This window comes from Motilibacter rhizosphaerae (assembly GCF_004216915.1).
GTDB lineage: Bacteria > Actinomycetota > Actinomycetes > Motilibacterales > Motilibacteraceae > Motilibacter > Motilibacter rhizosphaerae.
Genome location: NZ_SGXD01000003.1, coordinates 533,712 through 550,198, shown reverse-complemented (window position 1 = coordinate 550,198; position 16,487 = coordinate 533,712). Strand labels below are relative to the sequence as shown.

The window sequence follows — 16,487 nt, the reverse complement described above, 5'->3', positions numbered from 1 at the left end:
GAGTATGCGCGACCTACCATGGAGCCATGACGTCTCCCGCTCCGGCCAAGCGCGTCCTGCTCGCCGCTCCGCGCGGCTACTGCGCCGGGGTCGACCGCGCCGTGGTGACGGTGGAGAAGGCGCTCGAGCTGTACGGCCCGCCGGTCTACGTCCGCAAGCAGATCGTGCACAACACCTACGTCGTGCAGTCGCTGGAGGCCAAGGGCGCGGTGTTCGTCGAGGAGACCGAGGAGGTCCCCGAGGGCTCCACGGTCGTCTTCTCCGCGCACGGCGTGGCGCCGAGCGTGCACGAGGAGGCCCGCCAGCGCGGGCTCAAGGCCATCGACGCCACCTGCCCGCTGGTCACGAAGGTCCACCTCGAGGCGCGCCGCTTCGCCGCGGAGGACTACGACATCCTGCTCATCGGCCACGAGGGCCACGAGGAGGTCGTCGGCACGACCGGCGAGGCGCCGGCGCACATCACGCTCGTCGACGGTCCGGAGGCGGCGGACGAGATCGAGGTGCGCGACCCGTCCCGCGTCGCCTGGCTCTCCCAGACCACGCTGTCGGTGGACGAGACGCAGGAGACCGTGCGCCGGCTGCGCGCGCGGCTGCCGCTGCTCATGGACCCCCCGAGCGACGACATCTGCTACGCCACGCAGAACCGCCAGACCGCCGTGAAGCAGATCTCCGCGCAGTGCGAGCTCGTCATCGTCGTCGGCTCCCGCAACTCCTCCAACTCCGTGCGCCTCGTCGAGGTCGCGCTGGAGTCGGGGGCGCGCACGTCCTACCTCGTCGACGGCGCCGACGAGCTGCGCGACGAGTGGCTCGACGGCGTCAGCACCGTGGGGCTCACCAGCGGGGCCTCGGTGCCCGAGGTGCTGGTGCGCGACGTGCTCGGCTGGCTCGCGGAGCGCGGCTACGCCGAGACCGAGGAGGTCGTCTCCGCCGAGGAGAGCCTGCTGTTCGCCCTGCCCGTGGAGCTGCGCCGCGACCTCAAGGCCGCTAGGCAGGCCGCCGGCTGACCTGGGGCTCCTGCTCCGCCGCGTCGCCGGCGGCGTCGTCCGTCGGCTGCTCGGACGCACTGCCGCCCTGCTCGCCGGCTTCGTCGGCTGCCTCCTCCGCGCCACCCTGCAGCGGGACGAGGACGGGCGCGGGCGCCGCGCGCCGCTCGAGCGCCCACCGGGTCCCGGCCGCGCCGCAGCCCGCGGCGAGCGCGAGCAGCAGCAGCGGCGCCCCGGTGCCCAGCGCCCCGCCGAGCGCGAGGGCGAGGCCCAGCGGGAAGCGGCTCTCGTGCGCCGCCGCGGTCAGCGGGACGCAGAGGAAGGCCGCCACGGCGTACGCGAGCGGCGGGAGGATCGCCGCGAACACCAGGTCGCGGCCCGCCAGCCGCAGGCCGAGCGCCCCGGACCCCACGACGAAGGCCGTGCCGAAGCCCCAGCCGAGCGAGCCGGTGAGCGCCACGTCGACGAGGCCGCCGAGGAACGCCGCCGTGCTGAGCAGCAGCCCGGCTCCGGAGGCGGGCAGTCCTGCGTCGGGGTCGGGGAAGAGCGGCACTCCCCGACGGTAGCCAGCGGGCCGCGCCCGGCCGGGCTGCCACGCCGGGCGTCAGGCGGCGCCGTCGTGCGCCTCGTCGCGGTCGTGCTGCGGCGCCCCCTCCTCCGGGAGCTCGGCGGTGACGGGCCGCGGCACGACCTCGAGCGGGACCGGGGGGACGGTCCGCTCGGCGGCCGCCTCCGAGACCGCGAGCGCGGCCAGCGTGCGGGTCGCCGGGACGACCGAGCGCTCGAACGAGCCGACGGTCGCGTTGTAGTCCTCCACCGCGCGGCCCAGCGAGCGGCCGAGCTTGTCGACGTGACCGCCGAGGCGCCCCAGGCGCCGGTGCAGCTCGCGCCCCGTCGCCACCACCTCCCGCGCCCCCTCCGCGAGCGACGCCTGCTGCCAGCCGAAGGCGACGGTCCGCAGCAGCGTGAGCAGCGTCGTGGGCGTGGCGATGACGACACCGCGCCCGAGCGCGTCGTCGAGCAGCGCGGGGTCGTGCTCGAGGGCCGGGGCGAGGAACGCCTCTCCCGGCACGAAGAGCACCACGAGCTCGGGACCCGGCTGGAGCCCCGCCCAGTAGTCGCGCGCGGCGAGCGCGTCGACGTGGGCGCGGAGGGCGCGGGCGTGCCGGCGCAGCCCGTCGGTGCGGTCGGACCCGTCGGGGCGCTCGAGCGCCTCGAGGTACGCCGTCAGCGGCACCTTCGCGTCGACGGCGACGGCGCGGCCCCCGGCGAGCCGCACGACGAGGTCGGGCCGGACCGTGCCGTGCGGCGTCGCCAGCACGACCTGCTCGTCGAAGTCGCAGTGCGCGAGCATGCCGGCCAGCTCGACCACGCGCCGCAGCTGCATCTCGCCCCAGCGGCCGCGCGCGTTGGGGCTGCGCAGCGCCCCCGACAGCGCCGCCGTCTCCGCCCGCAGCCGCTCGGACGCCCGCTGCACCCCCACGACCTGCTCGACCAGCCCGGCGTGGGCGGCGGCGCGCTGGGTCTCGAGCTGGCGCAGGTGGGCCTCCATGCGGCCGAGCGCCTCGTGCACCGGCGTGACCAGGTCGGCCACCTGGCGCTGCTGCTCGCCCACCCTGCTGCCGCCGACCGCCGCCGCCTCCCGGAAGCGCGCGTCGGCGAGCTCGAGCAGCCGCCGGTCGCGCGCGTCGAGGGCGTCGGGCGTCAGCCCGCGGCGGGCGCCGAGCAGCAGCCCGAGGCCCACGCCCGTGGCGAGGCCGAGCGCCGTGCCGAGCAGGAGCAGGAGGACACCGCTGGGACCCATGGGCCCAGGGTGCCGGGAGGCACCGACAGTGCGGGGGAGGCGGCGCGCGGTCGGTGCTCGTGCGACGTTGATCGGGCTGCCCGATCGACTGCCCGCCCGACCGCACGGGATGACCGCGACCCCCACGAGATCTCGTGGGGATGGCGCACGCCTCGTGCGGTCTGGTGCGCGGCGCTGGTGGTCGGGCCGCCCGTTCGTCACTGGTCGGGCCGCCGTACGCGCTGGTCGGGCCGCGGCGCACCAGGTCCCTAGACTGTCCCGTCGTGGCTCTCACCATCGGCATCGTCGGTCTGCCCAACGTCGGCAAGTCGACGCTCTTCAACGCCCTCACCCGCAACGACGTGCTCGCCGCGAACTACCCGTTCGCCACCATCGAGCCCAACGTCGGCGTCGTCGGCGTCCCGGACCCCCGGCTGGGCACGCTCGCCGAGCTCTTCTCCAGCGCGAAGACGATCCCCGCGACGGTGAGCTTCGTCGACATCGCGGGCATCGTGAAGGGCGCGAGCGAGGGCCAGGGGCTGGGCAACAAGTTCCTCGCGAACATCCGCGAGGCGGACGCGATCTGCCAGGTCATCAGGGTCTTCACCGACCCCGACGTCATCCACGTCGACGGCAAGGTCGAGCCGCAGGCCGACCTGGAGACCATCAACACCGAGCTCATCCTCGCCGACCTGCAGACGATCGAGAACGCCCTGCCGCGCCTGCAGAAGGAGGCGCGGATGCAGAAGGACAAGCAGGCCGTCGTCGCCGCGGTGGAGAAGGCGCGCGAGGTGCTTGACGCCGGGCAGACGGTGTTCGCGAGCGGCATCGACCGCGAGCCGCTGCGCGAGCTGCACCTGCTGACGGCCAAGCCGTTCCTCTACGTCTTCAACCTCGACGACGAGGAGCTCGGCGACGCCGACCTCAAGGCCCGGCTCCAGGAGCTCGTCGCGCCGGCGGAGGCCGTCTTCCTCGACGCGAAGCTCGAGGCCGAGCTCGTCGAGCTCTCGCCGGAGGAGGCCCTCGAGCTGCTGCAGTCCAGCGGCCAGGAGGAGTCCGGGCTCGACCTGCTGGCCCGCGTCGGCTTCGAGACGCTCGGGCTGCAGACGTACCTCACGGCGGGCCCGAAGGAGGCGCGCGCCTGGACGATCCGCAAGGGCGCCACGGCCCCCGAGGCTGCGGGTGTGATCCACACGGACTTCCAGCGCGGGTTCATCAAGGCCGAGGTCGTCTCGTTCGACGACCTCGTCGCCGCCGGCACGATGGCCGAGGCGCGCTCGCGCGGGCGGGTGCGCATCGAGGGCAAGGACTACGTCATGGCCGACGGCGACGTGGTGGAGTTCCGCTTCAACGTCTAGCCGGAGCGGCGAGGGCGGGCACCCACTGAACCTTCCGGGTGATCAAGCGTCTCCTCAGGTCACCGGGGCCAGGGGGCCCCAGCACGCCTGGGGGGACGATGCACCGGACTCTGCTCGTGGCACTCGCGTTGACCGTGCTCGCGCCGACCGGCCCGGCGCACGCCGACGACGGCCGCTTCCCGCTGCCGGCGCCGCCCGCTGAGGACCTGGTGGTCCAGACCTCCGCCTGCGACGGGTGCGACTCCGTGAGCTACCGCGCCCCCGCGGACGCCCAGGACGACCGCGCCGTCCTCACCCGTGGCCCAGCGGGCGCGCTGCCGTCGCCCGACGGCGGCAGGCAGGCGTACGTCGCCCGTCGAGCCGGCGCGTGGCAGGTGGGGCTCGCCGGTCCGGACGGCGAGGACCCGGCGCTCGTCGCGACCCTCCCTGGCGAGGACCCCGTGACCGTCGCCGACTGGTCGGCGGACGGCTCGACGCTGCTGCTCGTGCAGGCCCCCGACCCGCGCGCCGTCGTCGACGGCGCGTACCTGCTCGCCGCCGGAGCCGGTGGCGACCCGCAGCCCCTGGTCCCCACCGACCGGGCGGCTGCGCTGGGCCTGCGCCCCGGGATGGTCTTCGCCCCGGGCACCGCCGACCGCGTCGTCGCCACGGGGAGCCTGCAGCAGACCCCGGTCTCCGACGCTGCGTACCTGCTGCAGCCCGGTCAGGCGCCGGTGACCCTCGTGCCCGGGACCGCGCGGTTCTCCGACGCGACCAGCAAGGCCGGCCCCTCGTGGTCGCCGGGGGTCGCCGTATCGCCCGACGCTCGCAGGATCGCCTTCGACGGCGGTCCGGTGCAGTCCCTCGTCACGGGTGAGGTCCTGCGCTGGTCCGGCGCTGCGTCGCCCGTCTTCTCCCGCGACTCGCGGTGGCTCTACGGCGTCGACCGGGGGCAGGTGCGCCGGTACGACCTCGAGGGGAGCACCGAGTCGCAGGTGCTCGCCCCCGTCGGCAGCTCCTGGCCCAGGCTCGTGCGGGCAGTGCCGGGGCAGCCGGTGGACACGGTGCGGCCCGTCCGGCTCGCCCTGCAGCTGCGGGGGCGGGAGGTCGCCCTGTCCTGGTACGCGACGCCGGGCGCTGCGGCCTTCACGCTCCAGCGCTACGACGGGGAGCGCGCTGCCGGACCAGCGACGCGGGTCCCGCTGGCTGCCGGGGCGGCGAGCGTCGTCGACAGCGTCGTCCCCGGGCGCACCTACACCTGGCTCGTCACCGCCCTGGACGACTCGGGCGCGCCGAGGGGAGCCGCTGTGCGCACGGCCACCGCGACCGACCCCCTGAGCCCGATCGTGCCCACCGTCGTGTCGGACGTCTCGGCCACAGGGAGGTACGTCCTCCGCTTCAGGCCGACCAGCGGACCGCCGGCCGCCGTGGGACAGCTGCTGCCCGACGGCGTGGCCCCGCCCTCCTGCGCGGGCGGGTGGGGGCTGCCCGGCTACGGTCCGCTGCCGGCAGGGGTGGGCCCGGGCCAGCGGGACACCTCGCCGGTCGTCGCGTGCGACGCCTACTCCAACCGCACGAGCCCCGTCCCCGTGGTGGCCACGGGCCCCCTCGACGACGACACGGGCGTCCGTACGGGCCGGTGGAGGCGCTCGTCGCCCGCCGACCGTTGGGCGTCCACGCTGAGCACCAGCGCGAGCCGGGGCGCCGCGCTGACGTTCCTCGTCCGCGGCACGGCGGCCGGTGCCCGGGGCGAGCGGCGGTTGTGGCTCGTCGGCGACACGGGCCCGCGGCAGGGTTCGCTGCAGGTACTCGTCGACGGCAGGCGCACGGCCACGGTCTCCACGCGGGCCGCTCGCGCCGCCGTCCGGCAGCACCTGTGGACCGGGGTCGTCGATGCGCGCTCCCACCGCGTCCGGGTCGTGGTGGTCGGGGACGGACTCGTGGCTGTCGACGCGCTGGGAGCCTCCGCATGAACCGCCCGCTCGGGCTCGTCGTCGCCCTGGCCGCGGTCCTCGCCCCACCCGCGCTGCCCGCCTCTGCCCGCGCGGGAGCGGCGACGCCGTCGGTGGACCGCGTCCTGCTCCTCACCGCACCGCCGAGCGGGATGCCGCTCTCGCCGGCGGGTCCGTCCGCGGCCGCCGCCGTCAGCCTGAGCGCCGTGGCGAGCGACCGCCCGGGCTACCGCGAGTGGCTGGCACAGGTGCCGTACGCGCAGGACGTGCTGCTCGCGGCAGACGGCAGCACCACGGCCACCACGACGCGCGACGACCAGACGTGGGTGGGGGTCCGGAGCACCGACGGCACCCGCGAGCGGAGCTACCCCTTCCCCGGCAGGGGCCACCCCGCCCTCCTGGCGGCGGAGTCGACCGACGGGAGGACGCTGGTCCTGCGGTCGGCGCAGAGCGCGGGCACCGACGAGTACCTGCTCTGGAGGCCCGGCGCGGCCGCGGCCGCGAGACGCATCGCCGACGCTTCCGGACCCGTGGCCGTCGACCCCTCGAGGCCGGGCACCGTCCTCCTCGCCTCCGCCGCTGACGGGGTCCGGCGGTGGGCCGCGGGTCGCCTCACGACCCTGGTCAGCCCGAAGGAGCTGGGCTCGCTGGTAGGGGAGCCTGCCGCGGTGGCGGCGTCCCCCGACGGCACGCGGGTCGCCGTGGAGGACTCCGCGGGGCACCTGGTCGCGTTCGACGCGGAGGGGAGGCCGCTGCGGCGGACGCCCGTCGCGGTCCCGAGCCAGCCGACCGCGCGGCCGCTGCTGGCCTTCTCCCGTGACGGGGAGGCCGTCTACGCGACGACCGGCGCCCCCGGCCCCGACCCCGCCCTCAGCGCGCTGACCGGGCTGGTCCGTGTGCCGGTCACGGGTCCTGCGCGGACGACGACCCTGCTCCGGCCGGGCCAGCAGTCGGTGTCCGCCCTCGCGGTGGCGCCCGGGAGGCCTCGTGACCCGCAGGCGCCCGCCGGCCTTGCCGTCACCCAGGCCCTCGGGGGCGTCGCCGTCGGGTGGCCCGCTCTGCCCGCCGGCTCGCGCGCCCGACTGGTGCGCTACCCGGGCGACGTCGCCGCCGGCCGCGGCACGGCCCTGCGGCTCCCGCACGGTGCGCGACGACTGGTCGACCCGCTCGTCGCGGGTTCGCGCGCGACGTACGTCCTGTGGGCGGTCGACAGGAGCGGCCGCGCCCACGGCCCGCTGACGGCGCACGTGGTCGCCCTGTCGCGGCCCCGCGCGACGGGGGTGGTCGTGCCCAGCGATGCCGGACCCGGAGTCCTCGGTCCCCTCTCCTGGAGGTCCCCAGGAGCACCCGCCGGCACGCACTACCTCGTGTCCGACGGCCGCTGGGCGTACAGCGGCAGCGAGACCGCGCTGGCCACGTCCGCCTACGGTCCGGGCGTCGGCGGCACGTACTCCATCACGGCCTTCGACCCCTTCGGGAACGCCACCGCGGTCGCGCGCACCTCGCTCGCTGCCGAGACGGACCAGGCCGACGGCAGCTTCACCGGACGCTGGACGAGGGTGGCGGACGCGGGTGCGTGGGGCGGCTCGCTCAGCGGGACGACGGAGCCGGGAGCCGCCCTGCGCAGCGGGGTCGCCTTCGTGGGATCCGCCGACCCCCTGACGCTCTACGTCATCGGCGAGCAGGGGCCCGACCACGGCGAGCTCGCGGTCGAGCTCGACGGGAAGCGGGTGGCGGTCGTCGACACGCAGGCGCCGGCGCTCGTCGAGCGCGCCCACCTCTGGTCGGCCACCCTGCGGACAGGCCCGGGCGACCACACGCTGCGGGTCGTGGCCCTCGGCACCGCCGGGCGGCCCCTCGTCGTCGTCGACGCCTTCGCGGGGACAGGGGTGACGAGCGGCCTTGGACCGGAGTAGCCGTCACCCCGGTGCCAGCAACCCCGCCCGCTGCGCGCGGAACACCGCCTCGGTCCGGCTGGCGGCGCCGAGCTTGGCCATGACGTTGGACAGGTGGACGCTCACGGTCTTCGCGCTGATGAACAGCCGCTGGCCGACCTCGCGGTTGCTCAGGCCCTGGGCGACCAGCTCGAGCACCTCGCGCTCGCGGGCGGTGAGCAGCTCCGCCGACGGCGCGCTCCGGAACCCGAGGGCGGCGACCTCCCGCAGCAGGGGCGCTGCGCCGAGCCGCGCGGCGACCGCTTCGGCCGCTGCCGCCTGCTCGGCCCCGCCCCGGCCGGTCGCGCGCAGCACCGCGGCGAGCCGCGCCTGCGACCGGGCCGTCTCGAAGACGTGCCCGAACTCCGCGGAGCGGGAGGCCGCCTCCTCCCAGGCGGCGACCAGCTCGTCGGCGGACACCGGTCCGCCGGTGGCGTGCTGCAGCCGCAGGTGCTCGGCGTGCACCCGGGCCAGCCACGCCCGTGCCTCCGGACCGGTGCGCGTCGCGGCGGCGACCGCGAGCTCCGCGTCCGCCACCAGTGCCGCCGCGGGCGTGAGCGCGACGCCCGCCGTCGCGTACTGGCCGAGCAGCAGCGCGCTCAGCCGGACCAGCGCGCCGGGGTGCTCGTCGGCCCAGGCGGCCCGGAGGACGCGTACGCCGTCGCCGTGCAGCGCGGCCGCCGCCTCGAGCTCGCCCCGGTCGCCGAGCAGGTCGATGCCGGCGGCCGTGCAGTTGAGCGCGAGCAGGCTGTCGTGGTCCCACCAGCGGCGCAGCTCGGACAGCCGCCCTGCTGCGCTGCCGTCGTCGCCGCGCCCGGCGAGCAGGTAGAGCCCGGCCGCGGCGAGCACGGCCTGCGGCAGCGGCGGCGCCTGCTCGCCCTCGAGGGAGACCAGCCGCCCGGCCTCCTCCCACTCGCCGCGCACGTACGCGACGAGCGCGGCGAGCACGCGGCTGCTGATGGCGTACGGCGCCCACGGCTGGTGCGCCTCCACGGCCCGCGCCGTGATCGTCGAGAGGTCCTGCTGCGCCTGGGCCAGCCGGCCCTGCTCGTAGTGCAGCGTCCCGAGGCTGAACCCGCCGCGCAGCTCGGTGCCGACGTCACCGGCTGCGCGGGCGGCTGCCGTGCTCGTCAGCAGGCCCGCCTCGGCCTCGCCGCCGGCGGTGGCGAACTGCAGGCGGGCGAGCGTCGTGCGCGCGTCGACGAGGACGGCGGGGAGCTCGAGCTCGGTCGCGAGCTCCACCGCCCGCAGCGCCCAGTCCGCAGCGTCCTCCTGGCGCCCGCGGCCGAGCCACCCGCGCGCGTGGAGGGCGAGCAGCCGGGCGCGCAGCTCGCCGGGCAGGTCGTCCGGCGCGCGCTCCAGCGCCGTGCTCGTGAGCTCCACGGGGTCGGCGACGCCGTCGACCAGCAGCAGCGCCGCGGCGAGCTCGACGACGACGAGGGTGCGGCGGGCGGGGTCCGCGTCCTCGGGCAGCCGGGCGAGCAGGTCGCGCAGCAGGACGACGCCGCGGTGGAGCTCCCCGGCCGAGACCGCGGCGGCCGCCGCGCGGACGACGAGGTCCAGCTGCTCGCCGGCGGGGTCGGCGTCGCCGCCCTCGGCCAGCAGCTCCAGCGCGTGCTCGTAGTGCAGCAGCGCCTCCGCGAAGCCGCCGACCCCGGCCGCCTCGTCGCCCGCGCGCACGCTCGCCGGGAGGGCGGTGGCGGTGTCGTGGGCTGCGGAGGCGTGCCGGGCCAGCTCCGCGGCGCTGCCGGGACGGGTGGCGCCGGCGAGCGCGGCGGCGTACCTGCGGTGCCAGCGCACCCGCTCGCCCGGCAGCAGGTCGTCGTAGACCGCCTCGGCGAGCAGCGCGTGGCGGAAGGCGTACGTGTCCGCGCCCGCCGTCAGCACGTGCGCGTCGACGGCCTCGCGCGCTGCCGCGTCGAGCTCGCCGTCGGGCAGCTCGGCGACCACCTCGAGCAGCGCGTGCGAGGTCTCCCGGCCGCCGACGGCCAGCGTCCGCAAGAGGGTACGGGCCGGTGCCGACAGCGCGTCGAGCCGCAGCAGCAGCAGGTCCGCCAGGTCGGCCGAGAGGGCGCGCTCCCCGCTGCCGGCCGCGGCGACGAGCTCCTCGGTGAAGAACGCGTTGCCCTCGGCGCGCTCGACGATCCGCTCGACCACGCCGTCGGGCAGGCCGGTGCGCAGCGCCTGGACCAGCCGGCGCACGTCCTCGCTGCCGAGCGGGGCGAGCGCGGTGCGCGACACCCCCGCCAACCGCGCCCAGGTGGGCACGTCGGCGCGCAGCGGGTGGCGGCGGTGGAGGTCCTCCGCGCGGTAGGTGACCAGCACCGAGACGGGGGAGCCCGGCAGCCGGGCCAGCAGGTGGCCGAGAAGGCCGCGGGTGGAGGCGTCGGCCCAGTGCGCGTCCTCCACGACGAGGAGGACGGGGCGCTCGGCGCCGAGCCGGCGCAGCAGCGCCCAGACCGCGTCGACGAGCTCGGGGCGCGACGGGGCCCGGCCGCCGCTGTCGCCCGGCAGGAGGGCGACGAGCGCGGGGTGCTGCTCCTGCACGGCGGCGACGGCGCCCGGCACGTCGTCAGCGGCGGCGCCGACGATCTCGGCGAAGGGCAGGTGGGGCAGCGAGTCGCCCCCGAAGTCGAGGCAGTGCCCGACGAGCACGCGCCAGCCCGCGTCGCCCGCGCGCGCCCGCAGCTCGTCCGCCAGGCGGGTCTTGCCGACGCCGGCGTCGCCCGCGAGCAGCACGCCCCGGCCGGCGGGGGCGGGCACGCCGAGCAGCTCCTCGACGCGGGCGAGGTCCGCCGCCCGGCCGACGAGCTCGCCCTGCCCCGGAGCAGCCACGGCGCCATTCTGCCCGTCCTGCTGGTCGACCCGCCCGGGGCCGCGGGGCCCTGGCTGTCGGCCGTGCCGCGTACGGTGCTGCCCGTGCCGCTCCCGCTCGTCACCGCCACCACCTACCTCGCGCCCCTGCGCGAGGGCGGCTCGCTGCCGGGCCTCGTCGAGGCCAGCGACGAGGGCGTCTACGTCGTGAAGTTCCGCGGGGCCGGGCAGGGCCGCAAGGCCCTCGTCGCCGAGGTCGTGGTGGGGGAGCTCGCCCGCCGGCTCGGCCTGCCCGTCCCCGACCTCGTGCGCGTCGAACTCGACCCGGGCCTCGCGCCGGGGGAGCCCGACGAGGAGGTGCAGGACCTCCTGCGCGCCTCCGCCGGGCTCAACCTCGGGATGGACTACCTCCCGGGCTCCTTCACGCTCGACCCGGTGGCCGACGCCGGGCTCGTCCCGCCGCCCCTGGCCGCGCGGGTGCTGTGGCTCGACGCGCTGACGCTCGACGTCGACCGGAGCTGGCGCAACCCCAACCTGCTGCGCTGGGGCTCCCGGCCGTGGCTCATCGACCACGGTGCGGCGCTCTACTTCCACCACGACTGGCCGCGAGCGCGGGCGGGAGCCGCCCGGGCGTACCCCGTCGGGGCGGACCACGTGCTGCTCGGCCTCGCCGGCCCGCTGGCGGAGGCCGACGCCGCGCTGGCCCCGCGGGTGGACCGCGGCCTGCTCGACGAGGTCACCGCGCTCGTGCCGGACGAGTGGCTGGCGGGCGAGGAGGGGTTCGCGGGCCCCGAGGAGGTGCGCGCGGCGTACGCCGAGGTGCTGCTCGCGCGCCTCGAGCAGCGCGCCGCGTGGCTCGACCCGCTCGAGCGGCTGCGGGAGGAGGTGCCCGGTGCCCGGGCCCGCTGAGCGCGTCCCCTTCGAGTGGGCGCTGCTGCGCGTCGTGCCCCGGGTGGAGCGCGGGGAGCTCGTCAACGCCGGCGTGCTGGTCTACTGCCAGGCGGCCGACGTGCTCGAGGCCCGGCTCGCCCTCGACGAGCCGCGGCTGCTCGCGCTCGACCCGCACACCGACGTCCCCGCCGTGCGCGCGCACCTCGACGCGGTGGCCGCGCTGTGCGCCGGCGACCCCGCGACCGGCGCCAGCGGGCAGCGCTCCCGCGGCGAGCGGTTCCGCTGGCTCGTCGCGCCGCGCTCCACCGTCGTGCAGGCCGGGCCCGTGCACACCGGGGTGTCGGCGGAGCCGTCGGCCGAGGGTGCGCGGCTGCTCGCGCGCCTCGTGCTGCCCGTGGGAGGTGCCGGGTGACCCGGCGGGGGTGGGCGCTGTTCGCGGCGATGTGCCTGGTCTGGGGCGTGCCGTACCTCCTCATCAAGGTCGCGGTCGACGCGGGGCTCGCCGCCCCGGTCGTCGTCGCCGGCCGCTGCCTGGTGGGCGCGGTGCTGCTGCTGCCCTTCGGGCTGCGGCGCGAGCCGGTCCGCCTGCTGCTCCGGCACTGGCGGGCCCTGGTCGCGTACTCCGCGCTCGAGCTGGCGGGTCCCTGGCTCATGCTCACCGACGCCGAGACGCGCATCTCGAGCTCGCTGGCCGCCCTGCTGCTGGCCGCCACGCCCGTCGTCGCCGCGGTCGCCACCACGCTGCTCGGGGACGAGCGGCTCGGGCGCCGCCGCGTCGGCGGGCTCGTGCTCGGCGCGGTCGGGGTCGCCGCGCTCGTCGGCATCGACCTCGGCTCGGTCGACGCGCGCGCGGTGGTCGAGGTGCTGCTCACCGCAACCGGCTACGCGCTGGGCCCCATGGTCGTCGCCCGGCGCCTGCGCGGGGTCCCCACCATGACCGTGATCGTCGCGAGCCTCCTCCTCACCGGCCTGCTCTACCTGCCGCTGGCGCTCGCCCAGCGGCCGGCGCACCTCCCGGCGCACGCCGTCGAGGCGGTGCTCGCGCTGGGCGTCGTCTGCACGGCGCTGGCGTTCGTGCTGTTCTTCGCGCTCATCGCCGAAGTCGGGGCCGCGCGTGCCCCGGTCATCACCTACGTCAACCCGGCCGTCGCCCTCGTGCTCGGCGTGGTCCTGCTCGACGAGCCGCTGACGCTCGGCATCTGCCTCGGGTTCCCGCTGGTCGTGCTGGGCTCGGTGCTCGCGACCAGCCGGTCCGCGCCGCGAGGTGACGGAGCGGCGGCCGCGCCGGAGCCGGCAGCGGAGGGAGCGGCCGCGCCCGGCGTGCCCGGAGCTGCGACGCGGGACGTCCCCGCGTGAGCGACCCGCCCGTGCCGCCGGAGCTCGCGGGGCGGTGGGAGCTCCCCGGCGGCAAGGTCGAGCCCGGCGAGACCGAGGACGCGGCGCTGCGCCGGGAGTGCCGCGAGGAGCTCGGCGTCGAGGTGCGCGTGGGGGAGCCCGTCGGCGGGGACTGGCCGGTGCGCCCCGGTGTGGTGCTCCGCGTGCGCCGCGCCGAGCTGGTGGCGGGCGAGCCGCGCCCGCTGCAGGACCACGACGAGCTGCGCTGGCTGGCGCCGGGGCGGACGCACGAGGTCGAGTGGCTGCCGGCGGACCTCCCCGCCGTCGCCGCGCTCGCGGAGCCGGAGGAGCAGCCCCCCTGAGCGGCGGCCCGCGCCCTGCTCCGGCGCGTCGCGCGCTGACCAGCGGGCGGACCGGTCCTCCGGGGTGCACGATCTCCTCGAGGCGTCCCTTGTGGTGCACTTCGTGGCCGTTACATCATTGGTATCGCATGGCGATATTCCCTTTACATACTGTCGGGTAGTGTGCTCCGAGCCCACCGATCCGGCGGGCTTGACGAGTGCTGGGTGCAGTCCTGGTCGCACCGACCAGGCGCAGGAGCCGACGCCGACCCGGCGGCGGTCGCCGAGGACGAGGAGAACATGTGATGCAGAGTCGAGTGCTCGGCCGTTGGGCCGTCGGCGCGACGGCGCTGTCGCTGGCGCTGGCCGCGTGCGGTGGCAGCAGCGGCGGGAGCAAGGGGGGCAGCGGCGGGTCCACCGCCGCGGCCACCACGGCCGCCAAGGACGGCGGGACCGTCTCGATCAGCCTGAGCGACCCCCAGTTCCTCACCCCCGGCAACACGCAGGACACGAACGGCGCCGAGGTCCTCGACGCGCTGTTCACCGGCCTCATCAAGTTCGATGCCCAGAACAAGCCCGTCCTGACCGACCTCGCGCAGTCGATCGACTCGAAGGACGGCCTCACCTGGGACGTCAAGATCAAGTCCGGGTGGACGTTCTCCAACGGCGAGCCGGTCACCGCCGACTCGTTCATCAACGCGTGGAACTACGCGGCCTACGGCCCCAACGGCCAGCAGAACTCGTACTTCTTCGGCCCCGGTGACCTCGACATCAAGGGCTTCGACGACCTGCAGGCGGCCAAGGAGGGGGAGACCCCCAAGGCCAAGGAGATGTCCGGGCTCAAGAAGGTCAGCGACACGGAGTTCACCGTCACGCTGGCCAACGCCACCAACATCTTCAAGCAGATCATCGGCTACAGCGCGTTCTACCCGCTGCCCAAGGCCTTCTTCACCGACCCCAAGTCGTTCGAGAACGCCCCGATCGGCAACGGCCCCTTCAAGATGAAGGGCACCTGGGTCCGCAACCAGTTCATCGACGTGGTCCGCAACGACTCCTACGCCGGCGCGCAGAAGCCGCACGTGCAGGAGATCGACTACAAGATGTACAAGTCGGCGGAGACGTCCTACAACGACCTGACCGCGGGCGCGCTCGACATCGTCACGCAGATCCCGTCGACGGACATCGCGCGGGCGAAGCAGGACCTCGGCGACCGCTACCAGGAGTCGCCGTCGTCGAACTTCGGCTTCCTCGGGTTCCCGACCTTCGACCCGAACTACAAGGACGTCAACGTCCGCATGGCCATCTCGATGGCCATCGACCGCGCCGCCCTGTCGAAGACCATCTTCAGCGGCACGCGCGTCCCGGCCGACGACTTCATCGCCCCGATCATCCCCGGCTACCGCAAGGGCGCGTGCGGCCCCGCCTGCACGTACGACCCGGCCAAGGCCAAGCAGCTGTGGGACGCGGCGACGACCAAGCCGAGCACCATCACGCTCTACTACAACGCCGACGGCGGTCACAAGCCGTGGATCGACGCCTCGTGCAACAGCATCCAGCAGGCGCTGGGCGTGTCCTGCGTCGGCAAGGCCGCGCCTGACTTCGCGACGCTGCAGAACGACCTCAACAAGGCCAAGAAGCAGCACGTCTCCTTCGGCGCCTTCCGCCTCGGCTGGTCGATGGACTACCCGTCGATGCAGGACTACCTCGGCCCGATCTTCCAGACCAACGCGTCGAGCAACTACACCGGCTACAGCAACAAGGCCTTCGACGACCTCGTCAACAAGGGCCTGACCGAGGCCACGGAGGACGCGGCGGAGAAGGACTGGCAGCAGGCCGACGACATCCTCGCCAAGGACGTCCCGGTGGCTCCCGTCTACTTCGGCAGCAACCAGTTCGGCTCCTCGGACAAGGTGGCCAACGTGCACGTCGACCCGTTCTTCCGCGTCGACAAGTTCGCCCTCTCCACGAAGTAGGCTCTCGCGCGGGGGGCGGGCAGGTGATACCTGCCCGCCCCTTCCGCGCGTCGGGGTCCAGTCCCGCCCCCGGGCGGAGCCGGCCGACCCGCCCCGGGCAGCTCCACCGCCCGCCGCAGTTCGACCGCTCGATCCAGGGGCATCCTTCGACCGGGACGCGTCCGCCAGGGCGCGCAGCCCTTCCCTCCGAGGAGGTGGCCGGTGGGGCGCTACACCGTCCGTCGGCTTCTGCAGATCGTGCCGCTGCTGTTCGGCACCACGTTCCTCATCTTCGTCATGATCTACGCGCTGCCCGGGGACAAGGTCACCCGGCTGACGGGCTCGGAGAAGGCTCCGAGCGCGGCCCGCATCGCGTACCTCAAGCACGAGTACAACCTCGACGACCCGCTGGTCGTGCAGTACGGCAAGTACATCGGCAAGCTCGCCACCGGTGACTTCGGGCTCACCAACACCCAGCAGCCGGTCACCCAGCTGCTGAAGAACGAGTACCCCGTCTCCCTCAAGCTCGGCCTCGTCGGCATCATCATCGAGGCCGCCATCGGCATCACGATCGGCGTTGCCGCCGGACTGCGGCGCAACGGCGTCGTGGACAAGACGGTGCTGATCGTCACGCTCGTCATCGCCGCGATCCCGTCGTTCGTCATCTGCTTCGTGCTCCAGCTGCTCATCGGCGTGGAGCTCCGGCAGGTCTTCCACCTGCCGGTGTCCGGGATCTCGCGGGGCTTCCCGGTCTCGTTCTTGCTGCCGGGCGTCTGCGTCGCCGCACTGGGCCTGGCCGTGCTCTCGCGGCTGACCCGCACGACGATCGTGGAGAACCTGCGCTCCGACTACGTCCGCACGGCGGTGGCCAAGGGCCTCCCGCGCCGGCGGGTCGTGGGCGTGCACACGCTGCGCAACACGCTGATCCCGATCGTCACCCAGATCGGCTCCGACCTCTCCTCGATCATGGGGACCGCCGTCGTGACCGAGACGATCTTCAACCTGCCCGGCATCGGGTTCCAGGTCGCCCAGTCCGTCCGGGCGGGTGACACCCCCACGGTGGTGGGCATCGTCACGCTGCTCGTCCTGATCTACGCGGTGGTCAACCTGCTGATCGACCTGCTGTACGCCGTGCTCGACCCGCGCATCCGGTACGAGTGAGGAG

General features: G+C 75.4%; 13 protein-coding genes. 10 read left to right on the top strand and 3 right to left on the bottom strand.

The genetic code is table 11. The annotated features are described in order from the left end of the window. Window positions 1-26 precede the first annotated feature (26 nt). Window positions 27-1,004 carry a 4-hydroxy-3-methylbut-2-enyl diphosphate reductase gene (locus EV189_RS13365; RefSeq protein ID WP_130493425.1) on the top strand — a complete coding sequence of 326 codons (978 nt, stop codon included), beginning with the start codon at window positions 27-29 and terminating at the stop codon, window positions 1,002-1,004. Here EV189_RS13365 and EV189_RS13360 read toward each other — a convergent pair. Next, complete coding sequence (locus EV189_RS13360; RefSeq protein WP_130493424.1) at window positions 985-1,536, bottom strand: DUF6542 domain-containing protein; 552 nt, start codon at window positions 1,534-1,536, stop codon at window positions 985-987. The genes EV189_RS13365 and EV189_RS13360 overlap by 20 nt on opposite strands. Before the next feature lie 51 nt (window positions 1,537-1,587). Then, window positions 1,588-2,787 carry a DNA recombination protein RmuC gene (locus EV189_RS13355; protein ID WP_130493423.1) on the bottom strand — a complete coding sequence of 400 codons (1,200 nt, stop codon included), beginning with the start codon at window positions 2,785-2,787 and terminating at the stop codon, window positions 1,588-1,590. Window positions 2,788-3,050: 263 nt separating this feature from the next. Between EV189_RS13355 and ychF the strand changes: the two genes are divergently transcribed. From ychF to EV189_RS13340, 3 genes are all read left to right on the top strand, one after another. After that, window positions 3,051-4,124 (top strand): redox-regulated ATPase YchF, encoded by a 1,074-nt coding sequence (gene ychF / locus EV189_RS13350; RefSeq protein ID WP_130493422.1) that lies wholly within the window; start codon window positions 3,051-3,053, stop codon window positions 4,122-4,124. 116 nt (window positions 4,125-4,240) lie between these two features. After that, a complete protein-coding gene (locus EV189_RS13345; RefSeq protein WP_130493421.1) occupies window positions 4,241-6,076 on the top strand; it encodes a TolB-like translocation protein in 1,836 nt (611 codons plus the stop codon). After that, entirely contained in the window at window positions 6,073-7,971 is a 1,899-nt protein-coding gene (locus EV189_RS13340; protein ID WP_130493420.1) for a hypothetical protein, read from the top strand. The genes EV189_RS13345 and EV189_RS13340 overlap by 4 nt, the downstream gene beginning before the upstream one ends. Before the next feature lie 3 nt (window positions 7,972-7,974). Here the strand turns inward: EV189_RS13340 and EV189_RS20990 are convergent, their stop codons facing one another. Next, on the bottom strand, window positions 7,975-10,824 hold the full coding sequence (locus EV189_RS20990) for a helix-turn-helix transcriptional regulator (protein WP_165400287.1): 2,850 nt from the start codon (window positions 10,822-10,824) through the stop codon (window positions 7,975-7,977). Window positions 10,825-10,908: 84 nt separating this feature from the next. On the opposite strand from EV189_RS20990, the gene EV189_RS13330 reads away from it, so the two are divergent. The 6 genes from EV189_RS13330 (at window position 10,909) to EV189_RS13305 (ending at window position 16,483) form a co-directional block, all read left to right on the top strand. Next, window positions 10,909-11,712, top strand: coding sequence for a HipA family kinase (locus tag EV189_RS13330; RefSeq protein ID WP_130493794.1), 804 nt, complete (start codon window positions 10,909-10,911; stop codon window positions 11,710-11,712). Next, a complete protein-coding gene (locus EV189_RS13325) occupies window positions 11,696-12,106 on the top strand; it encodes a DUF3037 domain-containing protein (RefSeq protein WP_130493418.1) in 411 nt (136 codons plus the stop codon). Before EV189_RS13330 ends, EV189_RS13325 begins: the two co-directional genes overlap by 17 nt. Continuing rightward, window positions 12,103-13,050: a DMT family transporter gene (locus tag EV189_RS13320; RefSeq protein WP_130493417.1), complete on the top strand. Its 948-nt coding sequence runs from the start codon at window positions 12,103-12,105 to the stop codon at window positions 13,048-13,050. Before EV189_RS13325 ends, EV189_RS13320 begins: the two co-directional genes overlap by 4 nt. After that, entirely contained in the window at window positions 13,047-13,391 is a 345-nt protein-coding gene (locus EV189_RS13315) for a (deoxy)nucleoside triphosphate pyrophosphohydrolase (RefSeq protein WP_130493416.1), read from the top strand. The genes EV189_RS13320 and EV189_RS13315 overlap by 4 nt, the downstream gene beginning before the upstream one ends. A gap of 284 nt (window positions 13,392-13,675) precedes the next feature. Continuing rightward, window positions 13,676-15,343, top strand: a complete 1,668-nt coding sequence (locus EV189_RS13310; protein WP_130493793.1) for a peptide ABC transporter substrate-binding protein — start codon at window positions 13,676-13,678, stop codon at window positions 15,341-15,343. A 201-nt stretch (window positions 15,344-15,544) separates the two neighbouring features. Next, complete coding sequence (locus EV189_RS13305) at window positions 15,545-16,483, top strand: ABC transporter permease (RefSeq protein ID WP_130493415.1); 939 nt, start codon at window positions 15,545-15,547, stop codon at window positions 16,481-16,483. Window positions 16,484-16,487: the final 4 nt, after the last annotated feature.